Below are 12,747 nucleotides of genomic sequence, written 5' to 3'. Positions count from 1 at the left end.
ATTTAAGGTAACCATCAAACTAAATAGGCTGGTTGTGAATTTGCAACGCATCAATACGGGCGTTTATTTTAGCAATCATTTGTTTATATTCTTGACTGTCAACACGAATAAACCTACGTTCAAATTCAGCTTTTTTCAAGCCTTCGGGTAAGCCTGTAATATTGGGAAAGAATGCTTTCTCATCTAAATTTCCAGCGAGTATATCTTGAACATACATTGCTGACTCTGGGTTTGTTGCAGCTTCGGCAAATTTTATACCTGAAAAATCAGCCGCTAAATCTACAAAACTATAACCGCTTCCGTCCTGGCTTCGATCCATTAATTCTTTAAATTCGCCGATCGCCAAGCTAATACCTTGCTCAGAAAAAATTTTAATAGCAGCTGAAAAAATAAAATGTTGGTTTAAATCTGCTCGAGACTTTAAAACTGCTTTTGAATTAGGCGATACAACCTGTGGGCTATAGGGTTGAACATCACCTACTAAATTTGCAAACCTATGATGCCCTACATAAATAGCCAAGGCCATAATCGCCGCTTTATTCTCTATAGAAGCAGACATACCCGAAGTTGAACGACTTTTAGCTAAACTAAAGACAGGGCCAATATATTTTGCCAATGATTGTGATGTATAACGCTTCGAAATGCTTAAGTCTGATATTTCCTTCAAGTAATAGGCTGTTTTCAGACGCAAAACTTCATCCTTTTCGTCCCCAGTTCCTTGCTTAATCTCATTCAAGTTTTTCAAGAATTGTTGCAGTGGTAATACCGACAACACTATATTTTTATCTGTCATAGCAACGTTATCTATATGCTCAATAAATTGGCTTGCAATATCACTACTTGTGTACCAATTAGCTAGAGTCACTAGACTTGACAGAGCAATATCTCCAGGAATAAAGAATGGCCCTATTTTGATATATTCTACCGCGACACCAGATGCCGGTAATAGAGATGCTTCTAAATTGATAAATTGCCCAATAGGATTATTAGGAAGCTGGTAACTCACAAACACTTTAGATGACTGTGGCTTGATAACCGCTTCACCTTGAAACTGATTGTGAGCTCTTTGGGCAAAGCCAACCAAACTATTGAGTTGGTCTTCACTAATAGTGATATTTTGCTTGTTGGTTCTATGTTTTAAACTATCTTGCAGTTGATGCATTAGGGCTTTTACGGACTCAGCTTGATTAACCTGAGTCGCACTAGAGGTATCTATTTGTGGCTCTGATTCAAGAGTAAACAGAAACAAGCCTGTCGCTAACAATATTACGACTAATAACAATATAATTAGGTACTTCAACAACCTAAACAAATAGCTTTCCTTTTTCAATTACCCTGCTTTTTATGAATGTTAGCTTTTGTAAATACCTAGCAATTAATTCTTCTCTATTTAAAGGCGAGAATCAAACGGTAGATATTTGAAGGCCTGATAACGGCATTTATCTTTAATCGTCATTTTATCAATAGTGACAATTCCAAAATAACAAAGTGAGTCAATTCTTCAATGAAGAGAGAAACCAAGCTTGTGTAGCTGTCATTAAACTTCAGCCATATTACCTTTAGACTCTAGCCACTCTTTGCGGTCTGGGGCGCGCTTTTTAGCTAATAACATGTCCATGATCTCTAGCATTTGCTCGGCATCACCAACAGTAAGTTGTACTAACCTGCGAGTATTAGGGTCCATTGTTGTCTCACGTAATTGCAGCGGGTTCATTTCTCCCAACCCTTTAAAGCGCTGCACGTTCACCTTGCCACGCTTTTTCTCTGCGACAATTCGGTTCAATATACCGTCTTTTTCGCCTTCATCTAGGGCGTAATATACTTCTTTACCAATGTCGATTCTAAACAAAGGCGGCATAGCTACATAGACATGGCCTGTATTAACTAAAGTTCTGAAGTGCTTTACAAACAAAGCACATAAAAGAGTAGCTATGTGCAACCCATCAGAATCCGCATCCGCTAAAATACAAATTTTATCGTAACGCAGTCCGCTTAAGTCTTCAGAGTCTGGGTCAATTCCTAAGGCAACTGAAATATCGTGAATTTCATTCGAAGCGAGAACTTGAGATGAGTCCACTTCCCAACTATTCAGAATTTTGCCACGTAAAGGCATGATTGCCTGAAACTCTCTATCTCTAGCTTGTTTGGCAGAACCACCTGCAGAATCCCCCTCCACTAAGAACAATTCAGAACGAGTAGTATCTTGCGTTGAGCAATCAGTAAGCTTGCCTGGCAGTGCAGGGCCTTGCGTGACTTTTTTACGAGCAACTTTTTTACTTGCTCGTAAACGAGACTGCGCATTATTGATACACATATCGGCTAATAACTCAGCCACATCAGTGTGCTGATTTAACCACAAGCTAAAGGCGTCTTTTACTACACCTGATACAAAAGCTGCTGCTTGGCGAGATGATAAACGTTCTTTAATTTGCCCTGCAAATTGCGGATCTTGCATTTTGGTTGATAACACGTAACTACAACGATCCCAGATATCCTCGGGCGTCAACTTCACACCACGAGGGAGTAAATTTCTAAATTCACAAAATTCACGCATCGACTCCAATAATCCCTGACGTAAACCATTTACGTGTGTGCCACCTTGTGCTGTAGGGATTAGGTTAACGTAGCTTTCGGTTATCATTTCACCACCTTCCGGTAACCACATGACTGCCCAATCTGCAGCTTCTGTGTTCCCAGATATCGTCCCAACAAATGGAACATCTTCAGGAAGCGTCACATATTCTTTTACTGATTGATAAAGGTAGTCACGCAACCCGTCTTCGAAATACCATTCTTTGGTTTCATTGGTAATTTTATTATCAAAACGAATCCGTAAGCCCGGGCACAACACGGCTTTTGCCTGCAAAACATGAAGTAATTTAGAGACTGAAAACTTAGCGGAGTCAAAGTACTGGGGGTCTGGCCAAAAATGAACTTTAGTACCTGTATTACGTTTACCACAGGTATCAATTACTTCTAACTCTTGTACTTTATCGCCATTTTCAAAAGCAATTTGATGCACTTTTCCATCACGGCGAATATTAACTTCAACTCTTTTAGACAGTGCGTTAACAACTGAAATCCCCACGCCATGCAAACCACCAGAGAATTGATAGTTTTTATTAGAGAATTTACCGCCTGCATGTAGCTTAGTCATAATCAGTTCAACACCAGAAATACCTTCTTCTGGGTGAATATCAACAGGCATACCACGGCCATCATCGGTTACTTCTAACGATTGGTCAGTATGCAAAACAATCTTAATAGACGTAGCATGACCACCTAATGCTTCATCAACACTGTTATCAATGACTTCCTGACTCAAATGGTTAGGACGGGTGGTATCAGTGTACATACCTGGTCGGCGTTTCACGGGTTCAAGGCCGTTTAAAACCTCAATGGCATCTGCGTTATATTGATTTGACATAATTTTTATTCAGAGCTCTTATTATTCGAAATAGCGGATGAAACACTCACGGATTAAACGCGGGCACTTATACATTTAAGATATGTTATACCAAGCTTCATTTAGTCTTGCAGTAGAAACCTAAAAATATCTGGTAAGAATCGCTGAAAATCTTGAAAACTATGATTTCCGCCTTGCTCAACAGTCATTTTACAGCCTTGGTATTTCAATTCAGCTTGACGATAATCTAAGGTTTCATCAGCGGTTTGTAGTAGCACCCAATAGTTTTCTTTAGTGCTCACATGTTCACAATCTAATGCTATCAATTCTTCGATGTGTGTCTTTTCAAGTATAAATTGCTCGCCTGAATTGGGATTTACATGTTCGCCTAGGTAGTCTAATAATAATTCATAGGGCTTCACCGCTGGGTTAATCAACACCGCTTTCCCAGCATACTTCTCTCGCATATAAGTAGATAAATATCCGCCAAGCGAACTTCCAATAAAGCGTAATTTTCTATCAGGATAACGCCCAATAATATCTTCTACTATTTTTGCAGCATCTTGAGGGTAATTCGCTAGCTGCGGCACTTCCATATGTAAATCAGAGTAGTGCTCTTTTACAAAATCTAAAGTCTGCGTAGCTTTTAATGAGTGCGGCGAACTTAAAAAACCATGTAAATATATGACTAAATAATCCACTTTTCAAACCTAATTAATACGTTTAATTACGTGACTGAACTGAGCATTATCATTCAGCTCAATCACCCGAAATCCCGGCTTTAAATCACTTACGCCAAAAGATTCTGTATTAGCCCATTGCCAACAAGTTGATGGACTGGCTAAATACAATACGCCATTTTGTAGCGTTTCTATATCACTATGAATATGCCCATATACGACAATTTTTACGTTTGAAAAAGACTCAACTAATTGAGTAAAGTCTTGTCGATTAACCCACTCATGTTTATCCATCCAACCATTACAATCAACTGGATGATGATGTACCGCTATGCAATGATATTTATTTATGTTGGCTTGCAATTGCTTCTGCAGAGCAATCAAATCATTGACGGACACTTTCCCTAACGCGCCTTTAAATTGGGTGTTTAATGAATGAATTTGCCAATTGTCATGACAATCTAAATGAGGAGAATTAACCCATAAACTTTTCTTAGAAAACGTGGCAAGTAAATATTCTAATGAGTCGTGATTACCGGGTAATACCTGCAGGTCACAGTCTAAATTAGACTCAATAAATAATGTTTTAAAGTGTTGATAGCTTTTTATCGAGCCATCACCACTTAAGTCACCGGTTACAAGCAGTAATTCTGGCTTATAGGCACAGACGTCTTCTAATACTTTTTGTAAACTTTGATAAGGGTTTATGTGGTTATAACCGACTTTTTCTGTGTCTGCGAATAAATGGCAATCTGAAATTTGGACGATTTTCAAAAGTTAAACTCTATCGGGTAATAGCTTGTTTTTGATTATTTTGACTTAAACAGAACTGTAGCCATTCAGCTAAGAATAAATTAACCATTTCTTTTTCATTTTTTTGATACATTTTAATATTTGGATATTGGTAACTCGGCTTTAAAGAGCCAATATTCTGAGCCTGTAATACCTCAGCCATTTGTGCATCATGGTAAAGCCTAACTTGCACAATAGGTTGTAAAAATTCAAAACCAACATGACTCTTCTGTGACATTTCTATGGTACTGGTATAGCGACTGCACTCGATAATTTTAATGGTATATTGTAATGCAGGACTGATCTCAAATTGATATTCTAAATCTTCAGTATCGCAGTCAGGCAAAAGTCGTAAGAGACGACCATAATTAAACTCACATACTTTATGCATGCTCGCTACTTTAGGAACATACTTTTTCTGTAACACATCACTCATTTGACCAAGCATCCAATATTTTTGGTTTATTCATCGCGAACCATTGTAAAATAATTATAGTCGCCGAATTATCAATTTTACCTTCCTCGAGCCATGCCATTGCATCATTAACTGACACTCTATGCACTAATATGTCTTCACCTTCATGATCGAGTCCATGCACACCACCGGCCTTAGCTGCATCAACCTCTCCTACATAAAGGTGCAAACGTTCAGTACAGCCTCCTGGGCTAGGTAAATAGCTTAAAGCCTTAATAAGCTGTTTAACTTGCACTCCAGCTTCTTCTTCTGCTTCACGGCAGCATACATGTTCTGGCGTCTCACCTTCATCAATAATCCCAGCAACCACTTCCAACAACCAAGGACTTTGTAAGTTAGACAAAGCACCAATACGAAACTGCTCAATCATCACAAACTCTTCTAAAATCGGGTCATAAAGCAAGACAGCAATGGCGTTACCACGCTCAAATACCTCTCGTTCTATCTCCTTACTCCAACCACCATCATATAAACGATGCTTAAAAGCATATTTCATCATCTTAAAAAAACCCTCAAATAACGGTTCTTTTCTAACAATCTCTACATCTTCAATAGAAAACTGTAAGGTAGACGGTTTAGATTCGTGATTACTTTTTTGCACGTTAGCGCCAAATTCTGAAAACTTAATGAAATCGTACCATATAATAATTTAGAAGTTCATTTGCTAAATGAAGCAATCAATCCCTGCGCTAGCAAATAATATTCTGTTACACTTGAACATGTTGTGTTACTACAAAGTATTGTCACTTATCACTTGATTTGCTTAGACTTCTACCATAGATAAACATTCGACAGCTAGATCGGATTGGAAAACTACATAGGACCACCAATGAAAAAAACATTTTTGTCATTTCTGATAAGCATGAGTATTTCTACTTCTGCTCTAGCAGATGACCTTTATCAAGTCTATCAAATGGCTATAGAAAAGGACCCAACTATTAATAGAGCCCAAGCGGATAAAGACGAAGCTTTTGAAGGCATTTCTGTTAGTAGAGCCAGTTTGTTACCGCAAATATCTGGTGCAGTTGGTTATACAGATAGTACCTCTGAGTCTTTTAACTTCACTACCGATGCAAGCGGAGCTTCGGTTGTAGGAATAGTTGAAAGCGATTCTCAAACTTTAGGTATTGACTTGGACTTAACTCTTTCTTTATACAACCGTCAAAACTGGGTCGCTTTATCCCGAGCAGAGAAAGTAGCACAAAGAAGTGACATCAACTTCGCTCTGGCCAAGCAAGACTTAATAGTAAGAACAACTAATGCTTACTTAGCAATATTAAGGGCAAAAGACAGCTTAACTTTTGTACAAGCTGAAAAGCGTGCAATCGAACGCCAGTTAGAGCAAACCAAGCAGCGTTTTAATGTGGGTTTAACAGCAATAACTGACGTACATGAAGCACAGGCAAATTTCGACAACACTGTTGCACAAGAAATTTTAGCAGAGAATGTTGTAGAACTTCGTTTAGAAGAAATGCGAGAAATTACAGGCAAATATCTAAATAACGTGTCGGTATTAAATACTGAAAGCTTCAGCGCATCACGTCCAACACCCACAGGTGTAGATAACTGGCTGAAAATAGCAGAAGAGAAAAACCTCAATCTTATGGTTAGCAATATGACCAAAGAGATTGCTAATGATGATATCGCCTCAGCTAAAGCTGGGCATTATCCAACACTTTCTTTAGGGGCTAACTATAGCCGTGATGATACAAAATTAAACGGTAGCAGTAATTTCCCTGTCAGAAATAGTAATTATATCGCTCTAAATCTTGACGTTCCTATCTATTCTGGTGGGTCAACCACGGCTTTAACAGCCCAAGCGCGCTATCGCTATGTAGCTGCAAGTGAAGATATGGAGCTAACTTATCGCTCTACTGTTCGCTCTGTACGCTCAGCTTATAATGATGTCATTGCATCAACATCAACCATTCGAGCCTTAGAGCAAGCAGTGGTTTCTGCTGACAGCGCTCTCAAAGCTACTGAAGCTGGTTTTGATGTAGGCACCAGAACAATAGTCGACGTATTAAATAGTACTCGAAACCTATTTGATGCACGTCGTAATCTTGCTAGTGCGCGCTATGATTTTATCAGCGCTATTTTACAGTTAAAACGCTCAGCAGGAGAATTAAAAGAGCAAGATTTAATCGATATTAACCGTGGCCTTACCGCTGAAAGTTAAATTTGAGTTACTTTAAAACAGATTAAATTTAAATGAATCAAAAGGGGCGTGTTAGCGCCCTTTTTAATGATACTGCAAAAGATGCTAATTAAATATTTGGTAATTTTCATTAAAGCATTGACTGTAAAAACCAAAACACTATCCTAACGTCGCTCCCAATAAACAAATAAAAGACCAATGAAAGCTTCCATCTTACAAGACAAGTTTCTGCGTATCCGTTCCAACAAATTATTCGAAATCTTTGTTGTTACTGTTATCATTTTTTCGGCACTGCTGGTAGGTGCCAAAACCTATGAAATGTCTACTACCATGCAAAAAATTACGTTGTTTTTGGATTGGTTTATTAGTGCGTTTTTTCTAACAGAGATTACCATACGCTTTCTAGCAGAGCCCCGTAAGAGAAAATTCTTTAAAAGTTTTTGGAATATATTTGATACGCTGATTGTGATCATAAGTATGATCCCCGCTGACGACGCAGAGCTTGCTGTAATTGCTCGTTTAGTAAGAGTATTTAGAGTCTTACGAATGATATCTATCATCCCTGAATTGCGGATACTATTGGTTTCCTTGGTGAAAGCTCTGCCTCAATTAGGCTATGTAATGTTATTGATGTTCATCATCTTTTATATTTACGCTGCAATAGGAAGCACCCTGTTCGGAACTATAAACCCGGATTTATGGGGACACATCACAATATCACTTCTCACATTATTTAGGGTCATGACTTTCGAAGATTGGACAGACGTAATGTACGAAACCATGGAAGTCTACCCCTTAAGCTGGCTATTTTATCTGACTTTTATCTTCTTCACTGCTTTTGCTTTTTTGAATATGGTAATAGGTATAGTGGTAGGCGTGATGGAGCAAGAGAATGCCAAAGCGAGAGCTGAAAAAATGGAAGAGGAAGGAGAGCCAAGCCTTAAAGATATATCTAAACAAATAATGGCCTTACAAACCCAGATACAAGACTTACAAAATACTAATAAACCCTAATTATTTAACTCAGTTTCCCCTTAAATACTGCTGCATTACTAGCTTTTCTCAAATTTTAGAAAAGCTAGTGGCTATTTAATTGTTCGTTTTATATTTGATAACCTCTACACTTATTCAATACCGTACTCGACAGTTAAGGCTTGCACCCTATCCAGAGACTCTTGCTGTTTCATTTCTCGTTGAGCAAGCTTACGCTTTGCCAGAAAATCATCACCGGAAAAAAGTAAGGTTTCTATATAATTCAGATAGATTTCTTCGTTTTCTAAATCATTAGTCACCACACGGCTATATATTGCTAGTGCTTCTTCATAATTTTTTTCAGCCACATAAATTTGCGCCAAGGTGTCTAACGTGTCTGCATCATCAGGGTTGAGCTCTGCGGCCTTTTCTGCAAACTGTTTAGCAATATCAACTTCACCTTGCTGTAAGTATAAATACGCTAAATTATTATTGGCAATATAATTATTGGGGTTTTGCTCTAATGCTTTTTTATAGGTCGCCATTGCTGCACCAATATCTCCACCGATTTGTCGCTCGGCATATAGCATTCTTGCAACAAGGTCATTTGGCTTTGCCTCAAGATGCTTTTCTAAAAACAGTAAAGACTTTTCAGCTTGTCCCATTAAGTCATGGATACGAACAAGCAGTAATAAATTACGACTGTTTCTGGTAGCAAGATATGCCACTTCTGCATTATCCAAAGCAGCAGAAAATTCTTTTTTATTTAACTGAAATCTAGCCAAAAAGCCTTTCGACATAGGCTCTTCTAACACCTCAGCTGGTAACTTATCATAGGACGTTTGAGCCTTTTCAAAATCACCCTTCATGATTAGAAAATGAGTATCAAGAATTTGCATTTGCACATCATCACGATTTGCTAAAAATGATTGCGTTAACCTCGCTCCTTCTGCAAACTTAATTTGACTATCTAATAAGAATAGTTTTCCAATCACAGCATCCTTATCATTAGGCGCAAATGATAACCACTCATCATAGTGCTTTGTTGCCGCTTGACGTTGATTATCTCGAATGAGACTTCTTCCTAATCTAGCCCAATACTCTTTGGGTAGGTTTTCTTGGTCCTTGATCGCATTTAGTAAAGTAATAACCTTTGAATAGCGTTGCTCAACCAACCAAACTTTTGCAAGTAATAGTCTAATGGCAATATTGGTTTGGTTTTCATCAAAGGTACTTTCAATTTTCTCAAGCCCCACTACTTGCTCGCCTAGCCGTTTAGATATCAAATAAAAGGTCGCTAATGCTGTTACATCTGTTGGGTATTCCTGAAGTACATCATCTAAGCTGTCTTTAGCAACCTCCAAATTACCTTGAAGTAGATCTATATTTATCAAGGCTAGTTTAGGAATTACGGCACCATTTGATAATTCTTTTGCCTTTGTATATTCAGTTTTAGCCGCTTCAAAGTCTTCCAGCTTTATGTACACATCGCCAGCTAATAAATAAGGTCTTGCATCATCAATTTCCGTCTGTTTCCAGGTGCTGGCTAAATCCAAAGCTTTATCGTATTGAGCAGTAACAATATAAGCTTTTGCCAGAGTTAACTGAGCACTATCAAGCTCTGGCGCTTTCGCCACTGCTTGCTCTAAGTTAACGATACCATCTAAGTTATTGAGAGATAATTGTAACAGCCCCAAGCGTGTTAAATCTTCTGCCGTACGACTTATGCTCCCCGATTTATTAATCAATACAGCTGCATCTTTCTCGTATCCACCTTTAATCAGTTCATAGCTAGCTTTAGAAAACAACGGGGCATCTTGTTCAGTAAGCTGGTCTAGTCTACTTAGCACCCCTCCTACATCAGTAGTTAACCCAAGTTGTAATTGACTTGCTGCTAATAACTTTAATCCTGGATGATTATTCGGCAATGAACCTGCTATATAAGATAGATGACGATTGGCTCCGGTAAAGTCTTGTACTTGATAGGCTGCATAACCTGCAACTAGTCTTAGTGAAAAATCATCTACACCTTGACTAATTGCAATTTCTGCATGTTTTAATGCATCACCGTAGTTTTCTTTTGAAGTATTGATAGCAGCCTTTAATTGGTTCAATAAACCATGTTGTTTGTTAATATTTAACAAACTATCAACATAAGGTTCTGCCACATTCATCTCACCTAAATCCACCAATAACTTAGCTAAAACGAAAGTGGTTTGAGTATCTTCTGGGTAAAATTGTACGTAATCTTTAAAAACGTTAGTCGCTTCTTTAAGCTGATTCGATGCTAAATGTAACTGCGCTAAAAGCTTCAGCACTTCAGCATTTTGAGGGGATGTATCTCTTAGCGCCGAAACTGCAACTAACGCACTTTCGAAATCAGAATCCAAAACTAAACTATAAGCGTCCGTTAAACCTTTAAACACTGAGCGAGTATCTAAACTATGCAGCTCTTCTATCAGTAGTTTAGCCTCAGTGATTTTGTCTAATCTTGTCAAAGACACCACTTTAAAGTAGCCAATCTTAGCTTTTTCAACCGACGTTAAGCCAGCTTGCTCATGTTCAACTTTACTCATCGCAGAATAGGCCCCAGTGTTCTGATACGCTTGGGTCAGCATAGGTAACACTTTAGCGGGCTCAAAACCGTACTCTAATGCTCGATTTAATTCCTTTTCAGCACTTTCGTACTGCTTTTGGGTAATATAGACTCGTCCCAATTCAAATCTAGCCTGAGCCGACTTAGGAGCAGTTTTAACGGCATTTTTTAATGCCACAATGGCTGCTGCTGCATTATCATCTTCAAGATACTGCTTAGCTTCCTGGATATACTCATCGCTACTTTGTTTGCCACAACCAACCACCATACCTAAAACTAAAATAGCCGATACAAATCTTATTTTTGAACCAATGAACCGTTTCATTTATTGTTCCTTTTTATCTCTTAATACAAACATAATGACACTTGTCGTTATTTAATACGATACTTACTCGTTAGCAGTTGAAAAGGCTATCCCAGCGGGCATCTAACTGTTTCTGCGCGGCAACTATAGGTAATGCGTGGTAATGATGATTTTGTTTGACGACGATACCAAAGCGCAGCAACTTCAACAGAGCATCCTTGATTTCAAAATCTACCTTTAAATTAAACTGATGCTCTAGCCAAGCTTCAATTTTAGAGTCTAATTGCTCACTACTCATTGGCCCATCTACAGTCAAAAAATAGTAAGCTAAAATAGCTTCTTTACATTCCTCTTCTTCCGCAGCATCAATAAGGTGATGTAAAACACCTGCATTATTATCTAAATTTTTAAAATACAAATTGTCAGCCAGTGCTTTCATAAATCGTAATTTACGATTTTTAAACTTACTCCACTCTTTAAAAATAAACCCACCTAAAATTCCTATTCCAGTGCCCAATACAATTAATTGCTGGCTGGTAATCGTCACCGATCTATCACTGAAACCTAGCCAAAAGCTAAATAACCCAGCGAGTACGACCAGTGATGCTCCTAACTTAGTGACCAACACTACCGCTCCACCAGCAACTGCAGACCCTCCAATAATAGCTTTATCAATGGTTCTCATGCGAACCTTGCTATTTGGAAACAGCATTTCTAAATCTGCTTTAGGTACGTTTTGAAATAATTTAATAATGGTTGAGCCTGGTTCAAAATTACTAACTGCTTTTTTATGCTGTTTAAAGTAATCCTTGTCTTTAAATTTAATATAGACAGCTACCTTGTCGTAATTTGTAAATGTGATTGTGTCTTTTTTTAGCCCCCACCACTTTCTTATAGTATCGGTCTTTTGATGCTCTCCTCTGCGATAAAATACCACTTCTGAAAAGTCATCAAACTCAACGGCTAACCTTACTTTAAACAAAGACTCTTCTTCTAAAGCTTCTCGTAAATCCTGCTCAGTTATTTTTTCAAAATTAGCAGCGTTTAGAACCTCGATAAATACATTAGCAAAAAGGGCTTGTTTTGCTTCTAGTTCGCCTTCACTGAACACTCTTATGGATTGAACATCTGAATTTGGATCAAATGGCGCATAATTGTCTTTTAACGTTTCCAAATTCTGATGGTACTCAAAGTGCAAGGTACTAGTGATTAACTGACACAATAATTGAAACTGCTTGATGCTACCCTTTGGTAAATTATCCATTTCAATGCAAGCTTGAACAACATCTGCCTTTCTAAGAGGTATAAACCTATCGTCATTACTTTTTATCTGCATAACACCCCAAAATAACACACCAATATTC

10 protein-coding genes are annotated in these 12,747 nt (G+C 38.1%); 2 read left to right on the top strand and 8 right to left on the bottom strand.

The window, feature by feature from the left end; translation table 11 throughout:
* Positions 1-19: 19 nt before the first annotated feature.
* The 6 genes from ABJD71_RS00190 to nudF all read right to left on the bottom strand — a co-directional run bounded on the left by ABJD71_RS00190 (position 20) and on the right by nudF (position 5,954).
* Positions 20-1,312: a hypothetical protein gene (locus ABJD71_RS00190; RefSeq protein WP_348162752.1), complete on the bottom strand. Its 1,293-nt coding sequence runs from the start codon at positions 1,310-1,312 to the stop codon at positions 20-22.
* Positions 1,313-1,537: 225 nt separating this feature from the next.
* On the bottom strand, positions 1,538-3,427 hold the full coding sequence (parE, locus tag ABJD71_RS00185; RefSeq protein WP_348162749.1) for a DNA topoisomerase IV subunit B: 1,890 nt from the start codon (positions 3,425-3,427) through the stop codon (positions 1,538-1,540).
* Between the two features lie 101 nt (positions 3,428-3,528).
* The gene (locus ABJD71_RS00180) at positions 3,529-4,107 is read right to left on the bottom strand and encodes a YqiA/YcfP family alpha/beta fold hydrolase (RefSeq protein WP_348162746.1); all 579 of its coding nucleotides are present in this window, start codon (positions 4,105-4,107) and stop codon (positions 3,529-3,531) included.
* Positions 4,108-4,116: 9 nt separating this feature from the next.
* Positions 4,117-4,860 (bottom strand): metallophosphoesterase, encoded by a 744-nt coding sequence (locus ABJD71_RS00175; protein WP_348162743.1) that lies wholly within the window; start codon positions 4,858-4,860, stop codon positions 4,117-4,119.
* 10 nt (positions 4,861-4,870) lie between these two features.
* Positions 4,871-5,314: a DUF1249 domain-containing protein gene (locus ABJD71_RS00170; protein ID WP_348162740.1), complete on the bottom strand. Its 444-nt coding sequence runs from the start codon at positions 5,312-5,314 to the stop codon at positions 4,871-4,873.
* Complete coding sequence (gene nudF, locus ABJD71_RS00165; protein WP_348162737.1) at positions 5,307-5,954, bottom strand: ADP-ribose diphosphatase; 648 nt, start codon at positions 5,952-5,954, stop codon at positions 5,307-5,309. Before nudF ends, ABJD71_RS00170 begins: the two co-directional genes overlap by 8 nt.
* Positions 5,955-6,182: 228 nt before the next feature.
* Between nudF and tolC the strand changes: the two genes are divergently transcribed.
* Positions 6,183-7,532 (top strand): outer membrane channel protein TolC, encoded by a 1,350-nt coding sequence (gene tolC, locus ABJD71_RS00160; RefSeq protein ID WP_348162734.1) that lies wholly within the window; start codon positions 6,183-6,185, stop codon positions 7,530-7,532.
* Positions 7,533-7,709: 177 nt separating this feature from the next.
* On the top strand, positions 7,710-8,525 hold the full coding sequence (locus ABJD71_RS00155) for an ion transporter (RefSeq protein WP_348162731.1): 816 nt from the start codon (positions 7,710-7,712) through the stop codon (positions 8,523-8,525).
* Positions 8,526-8,635: 110 nt separating this feature from the next.
* On the opposite strand, the gene prsT is transcribed toward ABJD71_RS00155, so the two are convergent.
* Positions 8,636-11,404, bottom strand: a complete 2,769-nt coding sequence (gene prsT / locus ABJD71_RS00150) for an XrtA/PEP-CTERM system TPR-repeat protein PrsT (protein WP_348162728.1) — start codon at positions 11,402-11,404, stop codon at positions 8,636-8,638.
* Between the two features lie 70 nt (positions 11,405-11,474).
* Positions 11,475-12,719, bottom strand: coding sequence for a TMEM143 family protein (locus tag ABJD71_RS00145; RefSeq protein ID WP_348162725.1), 1,245 nt, complete (start codon positions 12,717-12,719; stop codon positions 11,475-11,477).
* Positions 12,720-12,747: the final 28 nt, after the last annotated feature.

It is taken from the genome of Paraglaciecola sp. (assembly GCF_039943935.1).
Classification (GTDB): Bacteria; Pseudomonadota; Gammaproteobacteria; order Enterobacterales; family Alteromonadaceae; genus Paraglaciecola.
This window is presented reverse-complemented; position numbering and strand designations above follow the sequence as displayed.